Annotated in this window: 20 protein-coding genes and 1 pseudogene; 4 read left to right on the forward strand and 17 right to left on the reverse strand. The window is 66.9% G+C overall.

Going from position 1 to position 23905, the window contains the following annotated elements; all coding sequences use genetic code 11:
• Positions 1-29 precede the first annotated feature (29 nt).
• The 7 genes from ccoG to ABS361_14330 form a co-directional block, all read right to left on the reverse strand.
• Complete coding sequence (gene ccoG / locus ABS361_14300) at positions 30-1487, reverse strand: cytochrome c oxidase accessory protein CcoG (GenBank protein ID XBY43262.1); 1458 nt, start codon at positions 1485-1487, stop codon at positions 30-32.
• Between the two features lie 217 nt (positions 1488-1704).
• The gene (locus tag ABS361_14305; GenBank protein ID XBY43263.1) at positions 1705-2448 is read right to left on the reverse strand and encodes a DUF72 domain-containing protein; all 744 of its coding nucleotides are present in this window, start codon (positions 2446-2448) and stop codon (positions 1705-1707) included.
• A 185-nt stretch (positions 2449-2633) separates the two neighbouring features.
• Entirely contained in the window at positions 2634-3497 is an 864-nt protein-coding gene (gene ccoP / locus ABS361_14310) for a cytochrome-c oxidase, cbb3-type subunit III (protein XBY46902.1), read from the reverse strand.
• Positions 3497-3649 carry a cbb3-type cytochrome c oxidase subunit 3 gene (locus tag ABS361_14315; GenBank protein XBY43264.1) on the reverse strand — a complete coding sequence of 51 codons (153 nt, stop codon included), beginning with the start codon at positions 3647-3649 and terminating at the stop codon, positions 3497-3499. Before ABS361_14315 ends, ccoP begins: the two co-directional genes overlap by 1 nt.
• 13 nt (positions 3650-3662) lie before the next feature.
• Positions 3663-4397: a cytochrome-c oxidase, cbb3-type subunit II gene (gene ccoO / locus ABS361_14320; GenBank protein ID XBY43265.1), complete on the reverse strand. Its 735-nt coding sequence runs from the start codon at positions 4395-4397 to the stop codon at positions 3663-3665.
• 14 nt (positions 4398-4411) lie between these two features.
• A complete protein-coding gene (gene ccoN / locus ABS361_14325; GenBank protein ID XBY43266.1) occupies positions 4412-6067 on the reverse strand; it encodes a cytochrome-c oxidase, cbb3-type subunit I in 1656 nt (551 codons plus the stop codon).
• A gap of 368 nt (positions 6068-6435) precedes the next feature.
• Positions 6436-7533, reverse strand: a complete 1098-nt coding sequence (locus tag ABS361_14330; GenBank protein ID XBY43267.1) for an AbrB family transcriptional regulator — start codon at positions 7531-7533, stop codon at positions 6436-6438.
• A gap of 173 nt (positions 7534-7706) precedes the next feature.
• Between ABS361_14330 and hemN the strand changes: the two genes are divergently transcribed.
• Entirely contained in the window at positions 7707-9086 is a 1380-nt protein-coding gene (gene hemN / locus ABS361_14335; protein XBY43268.1) for an oxygen-independent coproporphyrinogen III oxidase, read from the forward strand.
• 165 nt (positions 9087-9251) lie between these two features.
• Here the strand turns inward: hemN and ABS361_14340 are convergent.
• The 7 genes and pseudogenes from ABS361_14340 to mscL form a co-directional block, all read right to left on the reverse strand.
• Positions 9252-9731: pseudogene (locus ABS361_14340) on the reverse strand (aminoacyl-tRNA deacylase).
• Positions 9732-10008: 277 nt separating this feature from the next.
• Positions 10009-10719 (reverse strand): helix-turn-helix domain-containing protein, encoded by a 711-nt coding sequence (locus ABS361_14345; protein ID XBY43269.1) that lies wholly within the window; start codon positions 10717-10719, stop codon positions 10009-10011.
• A gap of 549 nt (positions 10720-11268) precedes the next feature.
• Positions 11269-11637: a response regulator gene (locus tag ABS361_14350; protein XBY43270.1), complete on the reverse strand. Its 369-nt coding sequence runs from the start codon at positions 11635-11637 to the stop codon at positions 11269-11271.
• 442 nt (positions 11638-12079) lie between these two features.
• Positions 12080-12709 (reverse strand): response regulator, encoded by a 630-nt coding sequence (locus ABS361_14355; protein XBY43271.1) that lies wholly within the window; start codon positions 12707-12709, stop codon positions 12080-12082.
• A gap of 164 nt (positions 12710-12873) precedes the next feature.
• Positions 12874-14043, reverse strand: coding sequence for a PAS domain S-box protein (locus ABS361_14360; GenBank protein XBY43272.1), 1170 nt, complete (start codon positions 14041-14043; stop codon positions 12874-12876).
• Between the two features lie 72 nt (positions 14044-14115).
• On the reverse strand, positions 14116-15306 hold the full coding sequence (locus tag ABS361_14365) for a pyridoxal phosphate-dependent aminotransferase (GenBank protein XBY43273.1): 1191 nt from the start codon (positions 15304-15306) through the stop codon (positions 14116-14118).
• Between the two features lie 124 nt (positions 15307-15430).
• Positions 15431-15853 (reverse strand): large conductance mechanosensitive channel protein MscL, encoded by a 423-nt coding sequence (gene mscL / locus ABS361_14370; GenBank protein XBY43274.1) that lies wholly within the window; start codon positions 15851-15853, stop codon positions 15431-15433.
• A 209-nt stretch (positions 15854-16062) separates the two neighbouring features.
• Between mscL and ABS361_14375 the strand changes: the two genes are divergently transcribed.
• Entirely contained in the window at positions 16063-19557 is a 3495-nt protein-coding gene (locus ABS361_14375; GenBank protein XBY43275.1) for a NahK/ErcS family hybrid sensor histidine kinase/response regulator, read from the forward strand.
• Positions 19558-19608: 51 nt separating this feature from the next.
• Here the strand turns inward: ABS361_14375 and ABS361_14380 are convergent, their stop codons facing one another.
• Positions 19609-20277 carry a response regulator transcription factor gene (locus ABS361_14380; GenBank protein XBY43276.1) on the reverse strand — a complete coding sequence of 223 codons (669 nt, stop codon included), beginning with the start codon at positions 20275-20277 and terminating at the stop codon, positions 19609-19611.
• 432 nt (positions 20278-20709) lie between these two features.
• On the opposite strand from ABS361_14380, the gene pip reads away from it, so the two are divergent.
• Positions 20710-21678, forward strand: coding sequence for a prolyl aminopeptidase (pip, locus tag ABS361_14385; protein XBY43277.1), 969 nt, complete (start codon positions 20710-20712; stop codon positions 21676-21678).
• An 80-nt stretch (positions 21679-21758) separates the two neighbouring features.
• On the opposite strand, the gene ABS361_14390 is transcribed toward pip, so the two are convergent.
• Together ABS361_14390 and ABS361_14395 are read right to left on the reverse strand one after the other, a co-directional pair.
• Positions 21759-22145 carry a hypothetical protein gene (locus tag ABS361_14390; protein ID XBY43278.1) on the reverse strand — a complete coding sequence of 129 codons (387 nt, stop codon included), beginning with the start codon at positions 22143-22145 and terminating at the stop codon, positions 21759-21761.
• Positions 22146-22242: 97 nt separating this feature from the next.
• Positions 22243-22698 (reverse strand): secondary thiamine-phosphate synthase enzyme YjbQ, encoded by a 456-nt coding sequence (locus tag ABS361_14395; protein XBY43279.1) that lies wholly within the window; start codon positions 22696-22698, stop codon positions 22243-22245.
• A 451-nt stretch (positions 22699-23149) separates the two neighbouring features.
• Between ABS361_14395 and ABS361_14400 the strand changes: the two genes are divergently transcribed.
• Positions 23150-23887 (forward strand): FHA domain-containing protein, encoded by a 738-nt coding sequence (locus tag ABS361_14400; GenBank protein XBY43280.1) that lies wholly within the window; start codon positions 23150-23152, stop codon positions 23885-23887.
• The last annotated feature ends 18 nt before the right edge of the window (positions 23888-23905 follow it).

Consider the following 23905-nt stretch of genomic DNA (forward strand, 5'->3'; position numbering starts at 1 on the left):
CGGGGCCGGAGCCGGGGCCGTGCGCCCGCTCAGGGCGCCTTGAAGAAGTCAGCCGCCTTGGCGCTTTCGCCGCCGTTGGCGTCGATCACGCGGAAGACGATGTCGGTCGACTTGTCGAGCTTGCGGCCCGGCGGCACATGCACGTTGACGCGCAGTTCGCGGGTCTGGTCGGCACCGATCGTCACGATCGGCTTGCCGTCCTTCTTAGCCTCGATGCCGATCGCGTCGACCGTCGTCCCCTCGGGCAGGCCTTCGACCGCGAGGACATAGTCGCGGGCCTCGGTCGCCTTGTTGAGCACACGGATCGTGTAACCGTTGCGGACCGAGCCGTCGGAATTGGCGACGAACTGCGGATTGCGGTCGTGCAGAACGTTGACGCCGAGCGTCGCGCGGGTCAGCAGGACGAACAGCATCAAGCCGAGGATGCCGCCGATCATCACGACATAGATGATCGTGCGGGCGCGGACCAGTTTGAAGATCGGCGGCTTGCCGTGCTCGCGGCGCTCGATGTTGATGTCGGTGTCGTAGGCGATCAGGCCGCGCGGCCGGTTCACCTTGTCCATGACGTTGTTGCAGGCGTCGATGCACAGGCCGCACTGGATGCAGGAGAGCTGCGTGCCGAGCCGAATATCCGTGCCGGTCGGGCAGACCACGACACACTGATTGCAGTCGATGCAGTCGCCGGCCGCCTCGCCGGCCGCGCGAGCCTTCTCGGCCGCCTTCAGCGACGTCCGCGGCTCGCCGCGATCGACGCGGTAGGCGACGTTGAGCGCCCATTCGTCGGTCAGCGCCGCCTGGATGCGCGGCCACGGGCACATGTAGATGCAGACCTGCTCGCGCATGAAGCCGGCGAGCGCATAGGTCGTGAAGGTCAGGATGCCGATCCAGGCATAGGCGACGAACGGCGCCTGCAGCGTCGCGAGATCCTTCACCAGCGTCGGCGCATCGGCGAAGTAGAGCACCCAGGCGCCACCGGTCCACCAGGCGATCATCAGCCAGGAGGCGTGCTTGGCGACCTTCTTGGCCACTTTCGACAGGGACCAGGGCTGGGCGTCGAGCTTCATGCGATCGCGGCGATCGCCCTCGATCACGCGCTCGACCGCCAGGAACAGGTCGGTCCAGACCGTCTGCGGACAGAGATAGCCGCACCAGACGCGGCCGGCGACGGCGTTCATCAGGAACAGCGTCAGCGCCGCGACGATCAGGAGGCCGGTGATGAAGTAGAACTCCTGCGGCCAGATCTCGATGAAGAAGAAGTAGAAGCGGCGGCCGGGGAAGTCGATCAGCACGGCCTGCGAGGGATGATCCGGGCCGCGATCCCAGCGGATGAACGGCGTCAGATAATAGATGCCGAGCGTGACGATCAGGATCGCCCACTTGATCCGGCGGAACGTGCCCTGCACGGCCGCGGAGTAGATCTTCTTGTGTTCGGCATAAAGCGTGTCGTTGGCGACACCGGCACCGGAGGCTTCGGCTTCCGCTCGCATGGCTGATCCTGACATTCGGCGCTGCGCCCGTCGCGCCGCACCCCGGTGCGGGCCCCTCCCACACCACGGCCGAACTTATACCGAGGAGCCGGTTTCCCCTGCTTGAGCTACGTCAAGCGCGATGCCGGTTTATATGTCGGGCCTGACATGCGAGACGAGTTGCGGTGAGTGCGTAGGACGGAATGTGGTTTCGGGCGGATGAAGATCACGAGCGGCGTCAACGCCCGCCGAGCCGGCCGATCAGCGCCTCGGCCGCGGCCGGATTGCGCACCTTGGTGCCGGAGATGAAGAAGGCGAACACGTCGCCGGCTGCGCTCCAGGCTTTGGCGCGCTCCGCATAGGCGTCGAGTTCGGCGTCCGAGAAGCCGGCCGCCTCGTCGCGGCTGCCCATCAGGCGGGCGTAGGTGAAGCCGACCGGCGCGGGCGCGATGGTCGGGTATTCGGCGCCCTCGGCATGGACGATCGCGACGCCGTGCTCGGCGCAGAGCGCGCGGAACGCGTCGCAGTCGAACGAGGCATGGCGTACCTCGACCGCATGGCGCAGCCGGACCCCGTCGCGCTCGTTCGGCAGCAGCGCGAGGAAGGCGCCGAAATCGGCGGCATCGAACTGCTTGGTCGGCATGAACTGCCAGTTGATCGGTCCGAGCTTTGCTCCGAGCAGGGTCATGCCCTGGCCGAGGAATTTCGCCACGCTCTCACCCGCTTCGGCGAGAACGCGGCGGTTGGTCGAGAAGCGCGAGGCCTTGACCGTGAAGACGAAATCGTCGGGCGTCTCGTCGCGCCACTTGCTCCAGCTGTCCGGCTTGAAGGTCGAATAGTAGGTGCCGTTGATCTCGATCGCGGTGAGGCGGCGCGAGGCGAATTCCAGTTCGCGCTTCTGGGCGAGGCCGTCCGGATAGAACACGCCGCGCCACGGTTCAAAAGTCCAGCCGCCGATGCCGATCCGGATACTGCCGGGCATGTCGTCCTCCGCCGTGCTGTGCTTGGGCAGGCGACCATGGCACGGGCCGGTGCGGCGCGCGACCCGTTCCGCCACGACGCGGCGCCGGTCGTGCACAACTGGCGTCACAGATCCGGTCGGGCAGAAGAAAAACGGCGGGGATCGCTCCCCGCCGTTCGAAGTCGTCACGCCTCATCGGCGTCGGATCACTTACCGCCACCCAGCGAGTGGATGTAGACGGCCAGCGACTTGATGGTGATCGGGTCGAGGCGGCCTTCCCAGGCCGGCATGACGCCGTGCTGGGGATTGGTCACCTGGGCGACGATCGCCGCCTTGGTGCCGCCGTAGAGCCAGATCTTGTCGGTCAGGTTCGGCGCGCCGAGCTCCTGATTGCCCTTGCCTGCGTCGCCGTGGCAGGCGGCGCAGTTGTCGGCGAAGATCTGCTTGCCCTTGTCGGCACCCTTGACCGCCGGATCGGACAGCGACAGCACGAAGTCCGCCACCTGCTCGATCTCGTCCTTCTTCAGGACGCCGTCCTTGCCGAAGGCCGGCATCTGGCTCGTCCGGGTATCGCTCGGGGTCGAGCGAATGCCGAAGCGGATCGTCTGGTAGATGTCGTCCAGCTTGCCGCCCCACAGCCAATCGTCGTCCTGCAGGCTCGGGAAGCCCGGGCCGCCGGTCGCGCCGGAACCGTGGCACGGCGAGCAGTTGTCGCCGAAGGCCGCCTTGCCGTTCGCCATGGCGAACTCGAGCAGCTTCGGATCGGCCTTGATCTGCGCGACCGTGGCGTCGGCGAGACCCGTCGCGTTGGCGAGACGGGCCTTGGCGCCGGCCGCCGTTACGTCGAGCGCCTCGAGACGCTGCGAGTGGTTGAGCAGACCGGTCGTGTAGCTCTGCACCAGCGGCCAGGACGGATAGAAGAAGTAATATCCGACGGACCAGATGATGCAGGCGTAGAAGAGATACAACCACCACTTCGGCAGCGGGTTGTTCAGCTCCTTCAGGCCGTCCCACTCGTGTCCGGTGGTCTCGACCCCGGAAACGCGATCCAGTTCCTTATGTGCCATGATCAATCCTCCCGCAGGGGGATGTGCGCGGCCTTGTCGAAGGTCCGGCTGTTGGAGGGCCAGACCGCATAGGCGACGACGCCAAGGAAGACGACGAAGAAGTAGACGAGACCCCAGGTCTGAGCGAAGTGGGCGACGTCAGCATAAGTAGACATTATCCCCCTCCTCTCAGCGCGCGTTGGCCTTTTCGTCGTACTGCTTGAAGTCGACCAGCGTGCCGAGCATCTGGAGGTAAGCGATCAGAGCGTCCGCCTCCGAGACCTTGGCAACATCGCCGTCGAAGTCACGCGAGACCGACTTCGGATAGCGCTTCAGCATCGCATCGGCGCCCTTGTCGTCCGGGTTGGCCTGAGCCACCAGGTCGGCCTTGGCATTGGCGATCTGATCGTCGGTGTAGGGCACGCCGACGGTGCGGTTCGCCTTCATGAGTTCGACGACGTGGGCGTAGTCGAGCTCGGTCTTGGCCAGGAACGGATAGCCCGGCATGACCGATTCCGGCACCACCGACCGCGGGTCGCGCAGATGTTCGCGCTGCCACTGGTCGGAGTACTTGTTGCCGACGCGGGCCAGGTCCGGGCCAGTGCGCTTGGAGCCCCACTGGAACGGGTGGTCGTACATCGACTCCGCGGCGAGGCTGAAGTGGCCGTAGCGTTCGATCTCGTCGCGCATCGGACGGATCATCTGGCTGTGGCAGAGATAGCAGCCTTCACGGATGTAGATGTTGCGGCCGGCGAGCTCGAGCGGGGTGTACGGGCGCATGCCCTCCACCTTCTCGATCGTGCTCTTCAGGTAGAAGAGCGGCAGGATCTCGACGATACCGCCGATCGCGATCACGAGGATGATGCCGACGAGAAGAAGGATCGAGTTCTTCTCGAAGATGACGTGCTTGTCGAAGAGAGACATGTGTCAGGCCTCCTTCACTCTGCGGGGGCCAGGGCCGGACGGGCGGCAGGGGCGCTCTCTTCGCGCTCGCCGTACATCACGGTCATGTACAGGTTGTAGGCCATGATCAGGGCACCGACGAGGAACAGGCCACCGCCGAGGGCACGGATCACGTAGTAGGGATGCATCGCCGCCACGGTCTCGATGAACGAGTATTCGAGGAAGCCGAGCCTGTCGTAGGCGCGCCACATCAGGCCCTGCATGATGCCCGACACCCACATGGCGCAGATGTAGAACACGATGCCGATCGTGGCGGTCCAGAAGTGCCAGTTCACCAGCTTGAGCGAATACAGGCCCTTCTTGTTCCACAGCCAGGGGAACAGGCAGTAGAGCGCGCCGAAGGACACGAAGCCGACCCAACCCAGAGCACCGGAGTGCACGTGACCGATGGTCCAGTCCGTGTAGTGCGACAGCGAGTTCACGGCCTTCACCGACATCAGCGGACCTTCGAAGGTCGACATGCCGTAGAAGGCGACCGACACGACCAGCATGCGCAGGACCGGATCGGTGCGGAGCTTGTCCCAGGCGCCCGAGAGCGTCATCAGGCCGTTGATCATGCCGCCCCAGGACGGCATCCACAGCATGATCGAGAAGGTCATGCCGAGGGTCGAGGCCCATTCGGGCAGCGCGGTGTAGTGCAGATGGTGCGGGCCGGCCCAGATGTAGAGGAAGATCAGGGCCCAGAAGTGCACGATCGACAGGCGATAGCTGTAGACCGGACGCTCGGCGCGCTTCGGCACGAAGTAGTACATGATGGCGAGGAAGCCGGCGGTCAGGAAGAAGCCGACCGCGTTATGGCCGTACCACCACTGAACCATCGCATCCTGGACACCCGAGAACACCTGGACCGACTTCGAGGAGTAGATCGAGATCGGCAGGGATTCGTTGTTGCCGAGGTGCAGCACCGCGATCGTGACGATGAAGGCCAGATAGAACCAGTTCGCCACGTAGATGTGCGGCTCCTTGCGGCGCCAGATCGTGCCGAGGAACGCGAGCAGGTAGACCACCCACACGATCGTCAGCCACAGGTCGGAGTACCACTCCGGCTCGGCGTATTCCTTGCCCTGCGTGACGCCGAGCAGGTAGCCCGTACCGGCGATCACGATGAAGGCGTTGTAGCCGAGGATGATGAACCACGGCGTCACGAGGCCCGGCATGCGCGCCTGCGAGGTGCGCTGGACCACGTAGAACGACGTCGCCAGCAGCACGTTGCCGCCGAAGGCGAAGATCACCGCCGAGGTGTGCAGCGGGCGCAGACGGCCGAAGTTGAACCAGGGCAGATCCCAGTTCAGCAGCGGGAAGGCCAGCTCGAGCGCGATGTAGAGCCCGACCAGGAAGCCGGCGATGCCCCAGAACATCGCCGCAACCGAAGCGAACTTGATCGGTCCGAGGTTGTAGTTGGGCTTGCCGTCGATCTCGAGCGGCGGATTCTCCGCCCGATTCGTGTAGCCCTTGAAGATGAGAAAGATGCCGGCCGCCGCCATCACGGCGCCGAGACCGGCGTGAATCGCCATTGCCTGATCCCAGGCCTTACCCGAGATGATCAGACAGGCGACGGCGAGAAGGACGAGGAAGACGGTATAACCGAACTCCTCGGCCGTGAAAGCCTTTGCCCCGACTGGTCGAGCCATCGTTCGCCCCGTTTTTCGTATTCGAACGTCCCCGAACGCCCGGCGGCCGGTCAGCTGGATCCTGGATCCTCGACGCGACCGCGCTTGCGTCCCCTTCGAACGGCCCCTCGACGCCATCGGACGATCCGGACCGGCGGGAGGGCCGGACCTGACGATCCTCCTTCAGAATCTCGGGAGGGGTATCGAGGGCGACCCTAGTCCGCGCCTCCTCCCGCGACCTTGATTCAGGTCAACCGACCCGAGATCGCGGGATTGCGCGGCTTTTCGGCCACCCCATGGCCGCGGACCATAGGGGTAACGGGCGCGTGACTGCAGAGAGTCGTAATGCGTATCCACGGGGAAGCATTCCGCGCCCCGGATCGCTTCGATCAATCAGCGCGCGAGCGCTGGTCGAGAGATGCCTCTTTCCAGCGCGCCCCTGCAAAGGCCAGCCGTCCGATCACCGAGGGCAGCACGAGCACCATGCCGACGAAACGGAACACCTGGTGGGTGGCGACATAAGCCGGATCGGCGCCGAGCATGAAGGAGAGCGCGGTCATGGCCTCCAGGCCGCCCGGCGCGAAGGCGAGCGCTGCGGCGTCGAAGCCGATGTCGGTCGTCATGAGAACGGCCACGACGCCGAGGCCCGCCACACCGGCCGAGATCAGAAAGGCGCCGACCGAGGCGGCGAGCGACCCGAGCAACAAATCGCGGTCGGTGCCGAGAAAGCGCGTGCCGATGACGATGCCGACGGTCAGGAAGCACGGAATCAGCACCGGCTGCGGCAGATTGCCGTGAGCGAGACCGGCGCCGTGGACGACCGCGCTCGCCAGGAAGGCGCCGGTCAAGAGCCCGGCCGGCACGCCGGCGCGCTCGGCGGCGATCGCCCCGATGATCCCGACCGGCAGCAGGATCGCCAGCTCACGCAAGCCCGCGACCGGCCAGACCGGTACCTGCAGCGGACCGGAGAGGCCCGAACCGACGATCACCACCGGCAGGACCACCACCAGCACCATGATGCGGAACGTCTGGGCAATGGCGACGCGCCGGAGATCGGCCGGGCTCTCGACCGCCATGGCGAGCACATAGGACATGGCGCCGGGGATCGCCGCATAGAAGGCGGTCGCCTTGTCCCAGCCAGCGACGCGGTGAAGGAACAGGTAGACACCCGCGATCACGCCGGCGACCGCCATGAACAACAACGCCAGGCTGACCGGCCAGTGCGGCAGTCGCGCGATCGTCTCCGGCGTGACGCCGGCGCCCATCGAGATGCCGAGGAATACGAAGACGACGTCGCGGACGCGATTCGAGAGCCGCAAGTCGGCGCCGGCCATGGTGAACAGTGCGACCGAGATGGTCGCGCCGGATACCCAGGCGGCCGGGACGCCGAACCAGTCGAAGGCGATACCGCCTGCCGCGGCGACAACGAAGGCCGCGATCGTGCGCCCGATCACGGTGCCGATCGCCTTCCAGTCCCATGCCCGCATGCCGTCGCCGTCCGCCGTCGAGAAATCCCTGTCCGTCTTTAGCGGCTGGCGCGCGCAGGGGAAACGGCCCGCGGCGGCGGGCCGCCATGCGGCATGCCGCGATCGCGACAGCGTCTTTCGAAAGTTTGACGGCGATCAAGGAGAGCCGGCCGCGTCCGGGCCAAAGTGCGGGCATGACAACATCGCTCGAAGCTCGCTACGCGACCCGCAACGTCCCGCGCTACACCAGCTATCCGACCGCGCCGCATTTCGACGGCGAGGTCGGGGCGGAGGTTTACGCCCAATGGCTCGGCCGGCTCGATCCGGCCGTGCCGGTGTCGATCTATCTGCACGTGCCCTATTGCCGCGCAATCTGCCACTATTGCGGCTGCCATACCAAGGCGGCGCTGCGCGACGATCCTGTCGTCGACTATGCCGAGACGCTGATCGAGGAGATCGCGCTCGTGCGGCATACGATGGGCATCCAGACGGGCGGCGAGGCAGACGGCATCAAGCCGAAGGTCGCACATATCCATTGGGGCGGCGGCACGCCGAGCCTGCTGCCGCGCCAGCAGTTTCTCGCCGTCACCGCCGCGCTGAAGAGCGCCTTCGACGTGCTGCCCGACGCCGAGCACGCGATCGAACTCGATCCGCGCACCGTGACACCGGTGCTCGCCATGACGCTGAAGCAGGCCGGCATCACGCGGGCGAGCCTCGGCGTGCAGGACTTCGATCCGACCGTGCAGGCCGCGATCGGCCGTGTGCAGCCCTACGAGCGCGTGGCCGACGCGGTCGCCGCGCTGCGCGGCGCCGGCATCGAGGCGCTCAACTTCGATCTGATGTACGGCCTGCCGCACCAGACCGCCGAGACGATCCGCCACACGGTCGAACTGGCCCATGGGCTGGAGCCGAGCCGCATCGCGCTGTTCGGTTATGCGCATGTGCCCTGGTTCAAGAAGCACCAGCGGCTGATCGACGAGGCGGCGCTGCCCGGCGCGACCGCGCGCATCGCTCTGGAGCGCACCGCGCGCGAGGCGCTGGCCCAGCGTGGCTACTTGCCCGTCGGCCTCGACCACTTCGCGCGGCCGCACGATCCGATGGCGATCGCGGCCGCGGACGGCGCGCTCCGGCGCAATTTTCAGGGCTACACCACCGACACGGCCGACACGCTGATCGGCCTCGGCGCCTCGTCGATCGGCCGCATGCCGGAGGGCTTCGCGCAGAACGCACCCGACGTCGGCCACTGGCGCAAGGCAATCGAGGCCGGCCGGCTGCCGGTCGTGCGTGGCAAGGTGCTCGACCGCGACGACCGGCTGCGCGCCGCCGTGATCGAGAAGCTCATGTGCGACTATCGCGTCGATCTCGCCGCGGTGGCGGCGCAGTTCGGCGAACCGGTCGAAGCGCTGGCGGATGGCGAGGAGCGGCTCGGCGAGCTGGTCCGCGACGGGGTCGTCACGCTCCGGGATCATGTCGTCACGGTGACCGAGGCCGGCCGGCCGTTCGTCCGGGTCGCCGCGGCGGCATTCGACACCTATCTGGCCGCGGCCGCGGCTCGCCATTCGGTCGCGGTCTGAACCGCCGCGCCCGAGGCGAGGCCGGGGCCCGCGGTCAGTCGACCGCGATCCGCGCGAGAATCGCACCGAGCGTCGAGACCAGAAGGTCCGGCCGGACCTTGATCTCGACCCCCGGCGCCCGCCCGACACATGGGCGAAGGCGCGCGTCGCGAGGCTCTCGTCGGCCACCACGGGCAGCGGACGCTTGGTTCCGAACGGACTGATGCCGCCGAGCACATAGCCGGTCAGCCGCTGCGCGTCGTCGGGCTTGGCCATGTCGGCGCGTTTCCAGCCGAGCGCGCGGGCGGCCTCCGACAGCGACAGCCGCCGCGCGGTCGGCACCAGGGCCAGCGCCCAGCGCTTGCCCTCGTCCCAGACCACCAGTGTCTTGAACACGTCGGCCGGATCGAGCCCGAGCTTCTGCACGGCCTCAAGCCCATAGGCCTCGGCGCGCGGATCATGCGCATATTCGAGCAGATCGAACGGGATCTTGGCGCGTTTCAGGGCGGTGGTGGCAGGGGTCTCGGGCACGGAAACTCTCGGGGCGGGGCCGTAGTGCCCTCTTCTTACGGCAAGCGTTCGACCCGGCAAAGCCGATGCGCACGCAATGCTCAACTCCGGCGGGACCGGTTGAACCGGCAGAAAAACGCCGTGCCACGAGGGCACGGCGTGAGTTGGCAAGAGGAGGAGATGCTCGGGAGGAAATCCGCGTCGATCACGAAGGACTGAAGATGGAGCCGGTCCACCGCTCGATCAGAATTCGCTGTCTCGTCTTGCCGGATCGAGTGTCCCGCAAGCGGTGTCGGCTTGCACGGGCCAAAGTGTCGCGACCCCGCCGGTCCCGTCGCCCGATGCAAGCCGGCAACAGACCGGACAGGCGGAGGACGGCCTCGCTTCCGTGCCGTTCGAGAGAAAACAATCCCCGCGCGGCACCGAACGCGCGTCAGTGCGCGCCGGTCAGGTGGCAGATGGCGCAGACGTTGTTGATGCGGATGCGATCCTGCTTCTCGATCGCGATCACGCCGCGGCGCTTGAGATCGGAGATCACCCGGCTCACCGTCTCGATGGTGAGGCCGAGGTAGTCCGCGATCTCCTGACGGGTCATGGTCAGCAGGACGACTGCGTCGTCCTTGGCCCCCTCGCGCGGGCCGAGGCAATCGGCGACGCCGCGATTCGGCACGAAGCGCATCAGGAAGCTCGCAACCCGCTCGAAGGCCGACTTGCGACCGAGCAGCACGGTGTGTTCGTGCAGGGTCTCGATCTGCGACAGCAGGCAGCGGGAGATGTGCCCCTGCAGGTCGGCCGAGCCCTCGGCGTCGCGCCGGTCGATCGAACGGACGACGGCCGGGGTCAACGTCTCGGCGTTGCAGTCGTAGATCTTGCCGGCGACGACGCCGAACAACGACTGCGGTCCCAGGATCTCGACCACCTGGCGGCGGCCGTCCGGCAGCAGCTTGTAGAGCATGATCGCGCCCTCGATCAGCTCGTAGACGCGGTCGGCGGCGTCGCCCTCGTAGAAGACGACATCGTGCTCGCCGAAGCGCAGCGTCTTGGCGCGCGGCGACCGGACATAGTCCTGCCAAACCTGCGACGGACCCGGACGCAGGTCCGGGATCTTGCCGCCACTCGCGCCGATGCGATCGGAATAGGCCATGGTTCCCTCCTCGTCGGTTCCGTCCACGCGCATCGGCTCGAGCCGATGTCCGTCCGCGTCTCGGGAACGAGTGTCGCCGTCCGGCGACTGAAACCGGTCGATCAGCCGCCACGCCGGGCCGCCAATTCCTCTGCCGATTTCGAGGGTGAGGCTAAGAAGACGGACCAAATCTCACAATCCCGTCAGCCTACTTACGGCCAAGTACCTAAGACTTGCGGCCGAAGCGCCAGCCATCGCCGTCGTGGCACCCGATCGGGCGCGCGACAGCCGAGATCACGGCGGCAACGCTGCGTCAGAGTGGGCTTCAGCAGAGGAGCAGTGGAACGCGCTTTAGCGGCCAAGGGCCGCCGGGTGCGAGGGCCATCGGGCGCGAACGTCGCTTTTTTCGCGGGACGGCGCCGATGATGCGGCGCTTCTGCGCGTTCCGCGGCAGGCGGACGCGGGCGGGCCTCGATCAGGGCGAGCGCCCGGAACGGCAGGGATCGCGGCGGCAGGGATCGTGGCGGCAGGGATCGTACCGGCCGGGCGCCGAAGCGTCCGGCGGTGGTTTCAGAGCACGGCGACCAGACGCTCGCCGGACAGCGGCTTCCTGAGCAAGTGGTGCGGGCCGACGATGTCACGCATCTCGTCGTCGATCGCCTTCTGGGACTGGCCCGTAATGGCGATCACCCGCGGCGGCTCGCGCAGGCTGGTTATCCAGCGGATGGTCTGCGCCCCACTGATGCCGGGCAGGCCCAGATCGACGATCACCACGTCCTGCGGACGCGGCGGCGGGTTCTCGAAGAAACTCTCGGCATCCGGATGCAGCCTCACCTCGTAGCCGAGGGCCTGCAGCAGAAAGCGAAGCGAGTCCGAGACGCCGGGATCGTCTTCCAGAACATGCACGGCGCCCGGGGACGACGCCGAAAGATCGATCATGAAATGACTCACCGATCTGGTCACGGGATCACAAGCTCACATTATCCGACCGCGCCGAGACTTCGTCGTCCGTATTGCTTCGTATGTGCGCGCGTCGGAGTACTCGGGAGATGGCACGTCACCAAGGATGTTCCCGCCCGTCGCGTGACGGGATCATTGGTCGCGACCATCGACTTCGACGGCAAGTCGACCGGCTCCACTCGCCTCGAGGGAGACCGCGTAACGAGCTTCTACTGCCGTCGATTGCTCCATTTGAGCCTGCCACAAGGGAAGCACAAGTGAGGGGGCGTCCGGACGATACATTTCCGATCCGGTCTCGGGAGTACGCAAAACCTCTCGAAAACGGCGACGGGCCCCTCTCGGGGCCCGTTTGACTACGATCACGAATGCGTGTGGATCGCACATGGGGCCGCGAAGACACGCCCCCATCAACCACAGATCATCAGGCCTGCGCGTCACCGGTCAGTACGATGCGGACGAGGTCCGCGGCGTTGCGGGCGCCGAGCTTCTCCATGATGCGGGCGCGATGCACCTCGATCGTGCGCGGGCTGATGCCGAGATGGCGGCCGGCCTCCTTGTTGGAGGCGCCGGCGGTGATCTGGGTCAGCACTTCGAGTTCGCGCGGCGTCAGCAGGTCGCGGCCCGGGAAATCGGACGTCGAGGGCTTGCTGCCGTCCTCGCGGCGACGCTCGCCCGCTTCGATCGCCTCGCGCACGCGCTGGACGACGGTGTCGGCGTCGAACGGCTTCTCGATGAAGTCGAAGGCGCCGAACTTGATGGCGTTGACCGCCATCGGGATGTCACCCTGGCCGGAGATGATGAAGATCGGCGCCGGATAGTGATCGGCGTTGAGCGTCTTCAGGATATCGAGGCCCGAGCGGCCGGGCATGTGGACGTCGAGGATCACGCAGGCCGGCGGCTGGCGCCGGGCCGCGTCGAGGAAGGCGTCGCCCGAGTCGTAGCTCGACACAGAAAAACCCTCGAGATCGAAGATCACCGAAAGCGCATCGCGAACCGCCGGATCGTCATCCACGATGTAGATCAGCGTCTCGGTCTTCTGCGTGCGGAGCATGAACCACCTCGTTCGTTCGCCCGCTCCGGGCCTTTGTTGTCGCCCGTATCGGGCTGTTCTTTCCCCCTACGGGGCGGCGTCGTCTCGTATCTGGTGATGAGGCGGCGAAACTTTTACGCCGCCTCCATATCGGGTCTCATGGCCCCGATGATCCGGTGCCCCGCTTACTCGCTGGGCAAGGACCGCCGCGGGGCCGAAATCGGCAGGCTCAACACGAACTTGGCGCCCCTGCCACCGCCGCCGGGCGACACGGTCAGCTCACCACCATGGTTTTGCGCGATGGATCGGGAAATCGCAAGGCCGAGACCCAATCCCGTCTTCTTGGAACTGGAGAAGGCCTTGAATAGATTACGGACGACTTCCTTCGGAATGCCATTCCCGGAATCCTCTATTTCCACCAGCACGGACAGATCTTCGCGCCTGATGCCGATCCCGATCCAGCGTCCGGTCTCGAGCGTCTTGACCGCCTCGAGCGCGTTGCGGATCAGGTTCACCATCACCTGCTGGATCTGCACCGGGTCGACATCGACCGGCGGCACGTCCTCGTCCTGGTCGCGCCGGATCTCGACATCCGGCACGCTGGAGCCGAGTAGCGTCAGTTCCAGCGCCTCGTCCATGAGCTTTCTCAAATCGACGCCCTGACGCGCCGGTTCGCGCTTTTCGACGAATTGCCGCATGCGCTGGATGATGCTGCCGGCGCGCTCGGCCTCGCGCACGGCCTTGCCCAGGATGTCGACGATCGGCCGGTTGGCCGGATCTTCGGTCGCGGCGGTGCCCATCTTCCGCAGAATTGCCTGCAGATAGAGAATCACGGCCGTCAGCGGCTGGTTGAGCTCGTGGGCGATCGCGGCGCCCATCTCGTCCATGGCATTGACGCGCGCCATGTGGACGAGCTGCGCCTGCAGATGGTTGATCCGGCTCTCGACCGCCTTGCGCTGGCGCAGATCGCGGATGATGCCGATGAACTGCCGGCCCGCCGGCGTGCCGGCCTCGCCGACCGACAGCTCGATCGGGAACACGGTGCCGTCCTTGTGCCGGCCCTTCACCTCGCGGCCGATGCCGATGATCCGCTTCTCGCCGGTGTCGAGATAGTGGTTCACGTAGGCGTCGTGCTCGAGCGAATACTCGGGCGGCATCAGGATCTTGACGTTCTCGCCGATCACCTCGGCCGCTTCATAGCCGAACAGCGCCTCGCAGGCCTTGTTGAACAAGAGCATCCGCGCACGGTCGTCGATCACGATGATGCCGTCGACGGCCGTGTCCAAGACGCTCAGAAGCTGCGCCTCGGAAACGGTCCGGCTGATCGGTGGTAAGTCTGGGGGCGCCTGCCGCATCAACTCGATCCGCTCCCCCGGCAGTCCGCCGGCCGGATCCCCCGTCCGTTCGTGCGCGCCGAGTGGTTATACCTATTTGGATCGTAATCCGTCACGAATCTCAAGCCATTTCACGAGTCTTCGCGCCACTTCCGATAGGCTGTCCGGTCCGCGCGCGAAGCATAGGCGCAGAAACCCTTGGCCTGCTGCGCCGAAAGCGGTGCCGGGCGCAAGCCCGACATTAGCCTCATCCACCAGCCTGAGACCGAGTTTCGACGTATCCGTCTCCCCGTCTACGGAAAAGAACAGATAAAATGCTCCGGGGTCGGCAAAGCGAACCTTCCCTGTTGCGCGGAGCGCATCGACGATGATCTTGCGGCTCGCGCCGGCCCGATCGATCTGATGAGCGATGAATTCGTCGCCGTGATCGAGCGCGGCAACGGCGGCGCGCTGCATGAACACCGCGACGCCCGAGCTGGAATACTGAATCAGATTCTCGATCACGGGACCGAGACTCGGGTCCGCCTCGATCCAGCCGATGCGCCAACCGGTCATCGCCCAGTTCTTCGAGAATGTGTTGACGTAGATGACGCGGTCCTCCGCCGTCGCCACGTCGTGGAAGGACGGCGCGCGGAACGCGCCGTCGTAGACGAATCGGGTGTAGACCTCGTCGGCGACGATCCACAGGCCGTGGCGGCGGGCGAGCGCGAGCATCGCCTCCAGATCCGCGCGCGTGGCGGTCCAGCCCGTGGGGTTGCAGGGCGAGTTCAGGAACAGGACCCTGGTCGCCGGCGTCACCGCGGCCGCGAGACGGTCGAAGTCGAGCGACCAGCCGGCATTGCCGAAGTTCATCGGCACCTCGACCACCCGGGCGCCGCGCAGGCCGCTCGCCGCGGCGAAGTTCGGCCAGGCCGGCGTCGGCACGATCACCTCGTCGCCGGGACCGGCGAGCGCGGTCAGCACGGTCTGGATCGCGTGCATGCCCGAGCCGGTGACGTAGAATCGCTCCGGGTCGAAGGACTGGCCGAACAGACGCTCGTGGTAGCGCGCCAACGCGGTCCGGAGCTCCGGAATGCCGCGCTGCCAGGTGTAAAAGGTCTCGCCGGCCGCGAGCGAGCGGGTCGCCGCATCGGCGATGAAGCGCGGGGTCGGCAGATCGCCCTCGCCGGCCCAGAGCGGGATCAGCCCCTCGCGCGTGCGGCCATAATTCATCACCTCGACGATGCCGCTCGGCGGGGCGCCGAGCGCTTCGGGGCGGAGCGAGGCGAGAAAATCGGCAGACATCACACGACCTTCGGTTTCCGGGTGGATCGGAAGCCGGAGATTAGCCGAACCGATCGGTCGACGGCATGAATTCCTCTGATCCGACCGATCGGTTTCGTTGAAGTCGAATTGACGCGCGCTCCACTCACTTCGCCTTGAGGAGATCGCGGATCTCGGTCAGCAGCAGCTCGGTCCTGGTCGGCTCCGGCGGCGCCGACGGGGCGGCCGCCTCGGCCTTCTTCAGGCGGTTCATGCCCTTCACGGCCAGGAACAGGATGAAGGCGATGATGATGAAGTTGATCGCGACCGTGATGAACTGGCCGTAGCCGAGCGTCGCGCCGACCTCCTTGGCCTTGGCATAGGTCTGCGGCGCCGCGGCGGTCGAGCCCTTCAGCAGCACGAAGTAGTTGGAGAAGTCGAGGCCGCCGGTCAGCGCGCCGATGATCGGCATGAAGACGTCGCCGACCAGACTGTCGACGATCTTGCCGAAGGCCGCGCCGATGATCACGCCGATCGCGAGATCGACCACGTTGCCCTTGAGCGCGAATTCACGGAACTCTTTCAGCATTGCGGCTCTCCCCTGCCCGCAGACGCGGCCGGCCTCGTGTCGAGGATCCCGCCGCCTGCCTACGCCCCCCGAGATTACAGTCCCCGACGTCAGGTTCAATCCATCCTGCGCGTCGCCCGAGCACGCCCCGGCGTTCGCCGCGATAGACACGGTCGGAGCGTTGTGCTCCGATCCGCGGCAAAGAATACGCGAAAAGAGAGCCGCGCAGCATGCTTCAGGCCTGGGTCGTCGTCGCAGTCGCCTTCGCCTATATCGGCCTCCTGTTCGCCGTGGCGCATTTCGGCGACCGGGCCGTCAAGCCCGGCGCGCAGAGCCGACGACCGATCATCTACGTCCTGTCGCTCGGGGTCTATTGCACATCCTGGACGTTCTTCGGCTCGGTCGGGCTCGCCGCCAACCGCGGCTTCGACTTCCTGACCATCTACATCGGCCCCGCGCTGATGCTGACGGTCGGCATGCCGATGCTGAGACGGATCGTGCGGCTCGCCAAGTCCGAGCGCATCACCTCGATCGCCGACTTCATGGCCGCCCGCTACGGCAAGAGCCAGGCGGTCGCGGCCGTCGTGACGGGCATCGCGATCGTCGGCATCGTTCCCTACATCGCCTTGCAGCTGAAAGCGGTTTCGCAGTCGGTGACGACCTTCGTCGGCCATGACTACCGGCCCGACATTCCGTTCATCGTGTCGATCACCATGGCGACCTTCGCCTGCCTGTTCGGTACCCGCCATATCGACGCGACCGAGCACCAGCGCGGGCTGATGCTCGCGATCGCCGCGGAATCGATCATCAAGCTGATCACCTTCGTCGCGGTCGGTGCCTGGGCGGTGTTCGTGCTCTACGACGGGCCGAGCGACCTCCTGCACCGCGCCGAGGCGCTGCCGAATTTCTCGGCGCTGTTCGAGCGGGATCTCTCCGGCGGCAACTGGATCGTGATGTCGCTGCTGTCGTTCCTGGCGATCCTGCTGTTGCCGCGCATGTTCCATGTGCTCGTGGTCGAAAACAACGACCCGGCCGACCTCAAGTCCGCGCCCAGGCTGTTCATCGGCTATCTGATCGCGATCAACATCTTCGTCATTCCGATCGCGCTCGCCGGGCTGGTGCGGTTCGGCACCGCCGTCGACGCCGATACCTACGTGCTGCGCCTGCCGCTCGACGCCGGCAACGAGTTCATCACGCTCGCCGCTTTCGTCGGCGGGCTGTCGGCGGCGACCGCGATGGTCATCGTCGCGTCGGTGGCGCTCGGCATCATGGTGTCGAACGAGATCGTCATGCCGATCCTGATCCGCCGGCGCGGCCTCGCCTCCGACGGTTCGGACATGGGCGGCACGCTGATCATGGTCCGGCGGACCGTGATCTTCGCGATCCTGCTGACCTCCTACGGCTACTACCGCATGGTGCCGGCACCGTCGCAACTGGCCGAATTCGGCCTGCTCGCCTTCGCGGCGATCGCGCAGTTCGCGCCGGCCTTCTTCGGCGGGCTGATCTGGCGGCGCGCGACCGCGCGCGGCGCCATCGCCGGCATGACGGTCGGCTTTGCGGTCTGGTGCTACACGCTCTTGCTGCCGAGCGTGCTCGACCAGACCACGGGGCTCGGTTCGCTGCTGACCAACGGACCGTTCGGGCTCTGGATGTTCCGGCCGCAGGCGCTGTTCTCGCTCGCCTTCGATCCGCTCGCCCACGGCGTGTTCTGGAGCCTCGTGTTCAACACAGCGGCCTATGTGGTCGGTTCGCTGTGGCGCCAGCCGGAGCCGGTCGAGCGGCTGCAGGCCAATGTGTTCGTGCCGAGCGACCTCGCCCCGGCTCCGGCGCTGCGGCTCTGGCGCACGGCCGTGACGCTCGACGATCTCAAGAACGCCATCGCCCCCTATCTCGGCGAGGAGCGGACGCGGCAGTCCTTCGACGAGTTCCAGGCGGCGCGGCACATGTCGACCGCCGGCACGCAGGCGGCCGACCTCAACCTGTTGCGCTTCGCCGAGCAGCTGCTCGCCTCGGCGATCGGCGCGGCGTCGTCGCGGCTCGTGCTGTCGCTGCTGGTCAAGCGGCGTGATCCCTCCGCCAAGGCGGCGATGAAACTGCTCGACGATGCCTCGGCGGCGATCCAGTACAACCGCGACCTGTTGCAGACCGCGCTCGATCAGGTGCGGCAGGGTATCTCGGTGTTCGACCGCGAACTGCGGCTGATCTGCTGGAACCGGCAGTTCCGGCAGATCCTCGACCTGCCGCCCGACATGGCGCAGGGCGGCGTCTCGCTGCAGGCGATCGTGCGCGACTGCGCCGAGCGTGGCGAATTCGGCCACGGCAACCCGGAGCGGATCGTCAAGGACCGCATCGACAAGCTGGTCCGGCGTATGGAGACCTACCACGAGCGACTGATCTCGTCGGACACGGTGATCGAGGTGCGCACCAGTCCGATGCCGGACGGCGGCGTCGTGACCACCTGGACCGACATCACCGAGCGCGTGGCGACGGCGGAAGCGCTCGCCCGCGCCAACGAGACCCTCGAACGCCGCGTGCGCGAGCGGACCGAGGAACTCGTGCGGCTGAACGAGGAGCTGTCGGCCGCCAAGGCGCAGGCCGAGGAGGCCAATGCCGGCAAGACGCGCTTCCTCGCCGCCGCCGGCCACGACATCCTGCAGCCGCTCAACGCCGCGCGGCTCTATGTGACGAGCCTGGTCGAGAAATCGAGCGGCACGCCGCTCGCCGATCACGCCTCCAACATCGACCAGTCGCTCGACGCGGTCGAGGAGATCATCGGGGCGCTGCTTGACATCTCGCGGCTCGACGCGGGTGCCTTGAAGCCGGAATTCTCGGTGTTCCGGGTCGACGAAGTCCTGAAGTCGGTCAAGGTCGAGTTCGAGCCGATCGCGGCCGAGAAGGGGCTCGATCTCGTCGTGGTCGCCTCGTCGCTCTGGGTGCGTTCCGATCGGCGGCTCTTGCGGCGGCTGGTGCAGAATCTCGTCTCGAACGCGATCAAGTATACGCCCAGCGGCCGCGTGCTGGTCGGCTGCCGGCGGCGGCGGGGCCGGGTCTCGATCGAGGTGCTCGATACCGGGCTCGGCGTGCCGGAGACCAAGCAGAAGGTGATCTTCCAGGAGTTCCAGCGCCTTGATCAGGGCGCGCGGGTCGCGCGCGGCCTCGGGCTCGGCCTGTCGATCGTCGAACGCATCGGCCGCGTGCTCACGCATCCGATCGGCATCACCTCGTCGCCCGGCCACGGCTCGCGCTTCTTCGTCGAGGTGCCGACCGCCGCGCCGATGCCGGTCGAGATCGGCGACGCCGGCACGCCGAAGCCGTCGCCGGCGCGGCTCGACGGCATGATCGTGCTCTGCCTCGACAACGAGGAGAGCATTCTCGACGGCATGGAGACGCTGCTCAAGGGCTGGGGCTGCGTCGTCGTCAAGGCACGCGACGTCAAGGAGGCCTCGGGCCAGCTCGGCCAGGTGATGAAGGACCATGGCCGGGGGGCGGATGCGCTGCTGGTCGACTATCACCTCGACGAAGGCAACGGCATCGACGCGGTCACGCACCTGCGCTGGCGCTTCGGCGCCGACCTGCCGGCCGTGCTGATCACCGCCGACCGGACCCCGGAAGTGCGCGAGGCGGCGCGCGAGAAATCGATCGTTCTGCTGAACAAGCCGCTGAAGCCCGCCGCGCTCCGCGCGACGATCGCGCAATGGCGGGTTACGCAGTCGGCGGCGGAGTGAGGGTGCGGGCAGCCAGGCTATGCTGGGGCCGACGGGGTTCCTTCCCGCCGCTCACACCCCTAACGACTGCCATTGCCCGGCCTCGATCTTCGAGGCGGCGATGACGGCCTGGGTGCGGCTCTCGACGCCGAGCTTCTGCAGGATCGCCGAGACATGCGCCTTGACGGTCGCCTCCGAGACGCTGAGCTCGTAGGCGATCTGCTTGTTGAGCAGGCCCTCGCTCAGCATCATCAGCACGCGCACCTGCTGCGGCGTCAGCGTCGACAGGCGCTGCACGAGCTTGCCCGTCTCGTCGGCCGGCACGGCCGAGAGATCGATGTCGGGCGGCGTCCAGGTGCCGCCTTCCATGACGGTCGACAGCGCCAGACGGATCGAATCGGTGCCGAGCGACTTCGGCACGAAGCCGGCGGCGCCGAACTCCATGCAGCGACGGATCGCCAGCGCCTCCTCGTTGGCCGAGACCACGACCACCGGCACCGACGGATACTGCGCGCGCAGGTACATCAGCCCCGAGAAGCCGCGCACGCCCGGCATGTTGAGATCGAGCAGCACGAGATCGACGTCGTCGCCCTGCTCGAGGATCTCGGTCACGGCATCGAGCGAGCCCGCTTCCGAGATCGCGACGCCCTCGAACATGCTCTCGAGCGTCTGGCGTAGCGCGCCGCGAAACAGCGGGTGATCGTCGGCGATGATGAACCGGTAGGCCGCGGTCGAACTCAAGCGATTTCCCCCCTCGCCCCGCTTCCGCTTCGATCAGCGGTTGACCCCGCGGCCTGGCTTCGCCCGGTCGGGTGGGCGGCCGATTGACGGTGGTCGAGCCTGCGCGGGATGCAAGCCGATACGGCGATTATTGTTTTTGCGTCTTCATCACGCAAGCACCTCCGCGTTTTCGCGCAGGGATCCTTGCGGAAGACCGCCGTTTCGGTTGCGGCGCGGGTCGGCGAATGTGCCGCCGCCGCGCCGATCGCAGCCGGACGATGGCGAGCCAAGTGCTTGATGAGCCGAGCGTTCGGCGCATGGCTGCACCAAATGGCGCCATCGCGGTCGATCCCCGACCGCGACTTGGGCTAAGTTGGCGCCGATCCGCCGCCACGCGCGGCAGGACGGATCGACGCCGTCGGCCTCGCCCGACGCCCACAAGGAAAAGCCTTCATGACCGCCACGTCGCGCCGCACCATGTTCCCGCCGATCGAGCCCTACGCCACCTACCGGCTGAAGGTGTCCGATCTGCACGAGATCCACGTCGAGGAGTGCGGCAACCCGAAGGGCAAGCCGGTGATCATGGTCCACGGCGGCCCGGGCGGCGGCGTCAATCCGGCGATGCGGCGCATGCACGATCCCGCCGCCTACCGGATCATCCTGTTCGACCAGCGCGGCTGCGGAAAGTCGACGCCGCACGCCGAGCTCCGCGAGAACACCACCTGGGATCTCGTCGCCGACATGGAGAAGATCCGCGAGCATTGCGGCGTCGAGCGCTGGCAGCTGTTCGGCGGCTCCTGGGGCTCGACGCTCTGCCTCGCCTATGCCGAAACGCATCCCGAGCGGGTCAGCGAGCTGGTGCTGCGCGGCATCTTCACGCTGCGGCGCAAGGAACTGCTGTGGTTCTATCAGGAAGGCGCGAGCCTGATCTTCCCCGATCTGTTCGAGCCGTTCCGCGAGCATATCCCGGAGGCCGAGCGCCATGACCTGATCGCGGCCTACCATCGCCGGCTGGTCGATCCGGATCCGCAGGTTCGACAGGAGGCCGCGCGACGCTGGAGCGTCTGGGAGGGTTCGACGCTGTCGCTCTTCCCCGATCCGGCGCGCGTCGCCTCTTTCGCCGACGACCACTACGCGATCGCCTTCGCGCGCATCGAATGCCACTACTTCGTCAACAAGGGCTTCTTCGACGCCGACGATCAGCTCCTGCGCGACGCGCACCGGATCGCCGACATTCCCGGCGTGATCGTCCACGGCCGCTATGACATGTGCACGCCGTTCTTCAACGCCTGGGATCTCAAGAAGGTCTGGCCGAAGGGCGAACTCCGCATCGTGCAGGACGGCGGCCATGCGCTGTCCGAGCCCGGCATCGTCGACGAACTGATCGGTGCGACCGAAGCCTACAAGTCGCACAAGGCCTGATTCGATAGCCGCGCCGGCGTCCCTCGCGGGCGCCGGCCAGCCGGCCCGCTATCTCTTGAATGCGCCGGCCAGCCGGCCCGCTATCTCTTGAATGCGCCGGCCAGCCGGCGCAGGCGCCACACCACCCAGGCGGCGGTGGCCAGATTGCCGAGCGTGAGGATCGCCAACGCCACGGGGGCCGCGATCAGCAGCCGGCGCTCGACCAGAAAGACCAGCGCGATCGCGAAGAAGAAGCCGGCATAGAGGTCGAGCAGCGTCACGATTCCCCAGGGATCGGCGACGATGCGCGCGAAGCTGTCGCCGATCGGCAGCAGCGTGATCGCCCAGACGATCGCGACGCCGAGCGCCGCCGCGAGCATCAGGCCCGCCGTCGTCGCCGCGACCGCCGCGCGCCGAAGCGGCGGTCGACGCGCGGGACCATCGAACGGGACTGGATCGAACCGGACCGGATCGGTTTCCTTGGCCATCCCGAACCTCCATCCGTATCACCACGAAGCGTTTACGGCAGACGGAGGCGAACGGTTCAGACCACCCTTGAAGATGGGCGATTGCGGCGGGAACGGATCAGGTGCCGAGATAATGCAGTGTCAGCCGGCGCGGGTGGCCGCGCAGGCGGTGCTCGACCACGAACAATCCCTGCCAGGTGCCGAAATCCATGCGGCCGCCGACGACCGGAATCGCGACCGAGACCGAGGTCAGCGCGGTCTTGATATGGGCCGGCATGTCGTCCAGGCCTTCGAGATCGTGGCGATAGGGCATGTTGACCGGCGCCAGCCGGTCGAGCGCGTCGACCAGATCGTGGCGGACGTCCGGATCGGTGTTCTCGGTCACGACAAGCGACGCGGAGGTGTGCCGGATGAACACCGTCAACAACCCGTCCGCGGCTCCGGCCTGTGTCAGCCATTGATCGACGCGTGACGTAATGTCCTGCGTGCCTCGGCCCGTGGTGTCGACAGTGATCCGAGTCATCGCCTGGCGCAGGCCGGCAAACGTCGCCACATCCCTCGGGATCGACTGCATTCTGCGAAATCGCCCTCTGACCGTTCTTATGAGCTTCCGAAAAATTACACCCTGTCGACGGCGGTTGCCAGCGCAAGCTCACGTCCTTGTGACGAAACACACCCCTTTTTCTCCGGCACGGCCGAAATTTGCCAGTATCGACGCGGTCGGCCATGATCCGTGCGGTCGAGGCTGCGTCTTTCCACCGATGGAGAGGTGCGGCAACGCACCGAGGTTCGCCGGAGACGTCCCTTGCAGTGGCTCGAATCACCCGTGGTGCAGATCCTCCTCGTCGTGCTGGCCTTTGCGATCGGCGCGGTGATCCTCGTCGTCGCCGTCGCGGCGTCGAGGCGACGGCGCCGCGATGCCGGAGCCGCACCGGCGCCGGCCTCTCCCCGAGCTCCCATGATCCCGGCGGGCCGCCGGCGCTCGCGGTGCTTTCGAGTTCGACGGCGAGCCCGGCGTCGTCAGCGTGCGAAGCGCGCGTCTGGTGATCGGCCGGCATTCCGACGACGATCTGCGCATCGGCGACGTCACCGTGTCGCGCCATCACGCGTTGCTTTCGCGCGGAGCCGACGGCACCTTCGAGATCCTGAACCAGACCGCCGACCGGCCCGAGCCGAACCAGTTGCTCGTCAACGGCATTCACCGGGCCCGCGCCACACTCGCCGACGGCGACATCGTCACCGTCGGCGCCGTGTCCTTCCGCTTCCGCGGCCCCAGCGGATCGCGGCGCGGCGTGACCCCGCCCCATCGACCGGAGCAAGCCATGGCCGAGGACGACGACATCCCGCCGACCACCCAGATCGTCCGGCACCTGCGCAAGGACGATGCGGCGGCCGAGACGGAAACCGACACCGACGACGTCGCCACCCAAGTGGTGTTCGCGCGTTCGGAGCGGCCGATCGCGCGTGTCGTCGTCATGGGCGGGCATGGCGCCGGGCAGGTTCGGCTGGTCTATCGCGGCACCAACGCGATCGGCCGCGAGCGGGCGAACCGCATCGCGCTCGATTTCGGCGACCCGACCGTGTCGCGGCGCGACCACGCCATTCTGGTCGCCGACGGGCCGAACGGGCCGTTCCGGCTGATCGACGGCGGCAAGGTCAATCCGGTCGTGGTCAACGGCCGGCTGCTGCGCGGCGAGGCGGAGCTGAAGATCGGCGACACGATCGAGGTCGGCACCACCACGCTGCTCCTGCAGGGGATCTGAACGCCGATCGATTCCGTT

This window comes from Ancalomicrobiaceae bacterium S20, assembly GCA_040269895.1.
Taxonomy (GTDB): Bacteria; Pseudomonadota; Alphaproteobacteria; order Rhizobiales; family Ancalomicrobiaceae; genus Methyloraptor; species Methyloraptor flagellatus.

What these genes read in the sequence shown, in the direction of transcription:
- ccoG (XBY43262.1), bottom strand. Translation starts at nt 1,487, where the DNA reads ATGCGAGCGGAAGCCGAAGCCTCCGGTGCCGGTGTCGCCAACGACACG.
- ABS361_14305 (XBY43263.1), bottom strand. Translation starts at nt 2,448, where the DNA reads ATGCCCGGCAGTATCCGGATCGGCATCGGCGGCTGGACTTTTGAACCG.
- ABS361_14315 (XBY43264.1), bottom strand. Translation starts at nt 3,649, where the DNA reads ATGTCTACTTATGCTGACGTCGCCCACTTCGCTCAGACCTGGGGTCTC.
- ccoO (XBY43265.1), bottom strand. Translation starts at nt 4,397, where the DNA reads ATGTCTCTCTTCGACAAGCACGTCATCTTCGAGAAGAACTCGATCCTT.
- ccoN (XBY43266.1), bottom strand. Translation starts at nt 6,067, where the DNA reads ATGGCTCGACCAGTCGGGGCAAAGGCTTTCACGGCCGAGGAGTTCGGT.
- ABS361_14330 (XBY43267.1), bottom strand. Translation starts at nt 7,533, where the DNA reads ATGCGGGCATGGGACTGGAAGGCGATCGGCACCGTGATCGGGCGCACG.
- hemN (XBY43268.1), top strand. Translation starts at nt 7,707, where the DNA reads ATGACAACATCGCTCGAAGCTCGCTACGCGACCCGCAACGTCCCGCGC.
- ABS361_14345 (XBY43269.1), bottom strand. Translation starts at nt 10,719, where the DNA reads ATGGCCTATTCCGATCGCATCGGCGCGAGTGGCGGCAAGATCCCGGAC.
- ABS361_14350 (XBY43270.1), bottom strand. Translation starts at nt 11,637, where the DNA reads ATGATCGATCTTTCGGCGTCGTCCCCGGGCGCCGTGCATGTTCTGGAA.
- ABS361_14355 (XBY43271.1), bottom strand. Translation starts at nt 12,709, where the DNA reads ATGCTCCGCACGCAGAAGACCGAGACGCTGATCTACATCGTGGATGAC.
- ABS361_14360 (XBY43272.1), bottom strand. Translation starts at nt 14,043, where the DNA reads ATGCGGCAGGCGCCCCCAGACTTACCACCGATCAGCCGGACCGTTTCC.
- ABS361_14365 (XBY43273.1), bottom strand. Translation starts at nt 15,306, where the DNA reads ATGTCTGCCGATTTTCTCGCCTCGCTCCGCCCCGAAGCGCTCGGCGCC.
- mscL (XBY43274.1), bottom strand. Translation starts at nt 15,853, where the DNA reads ATGCTGAAAGAGTTCCGTGAATTCGCGCTCAAGGGCAACGTGGTCGAT.
- ABS361_14375 (XBY43275.1), top strand. Translation starts at nt 16,063, where the DNA reads ATGCTTCAGGCCTGGGTCGTCGTCGCAGTCGCCTTCGCCTATATCGGC.
- pip (XBY43277.1), top strand. Translation starts at nt 20,710, where the DNA reads ATGACCGCCACGTCGCGCCGCACCATGTTCCCGCCGATCGAGCCCTAC.
- ABS361_14390 (XBY43278.1), bottom strand. Translation starts at nt 22,145, where the DNA reads ATGGCCAAGGAAACCGATCCGGTCCGGTTCGATCCAGTCCCGTTCGAT.
- ABS361_14395 (XBY43279.1), bottom strand. Translation starts at nt 22,698, where the DNA reads ATGCAGTCGATCCCGAGGGATGTGGCGACGTTTGCCGGCCTGCGCCAG.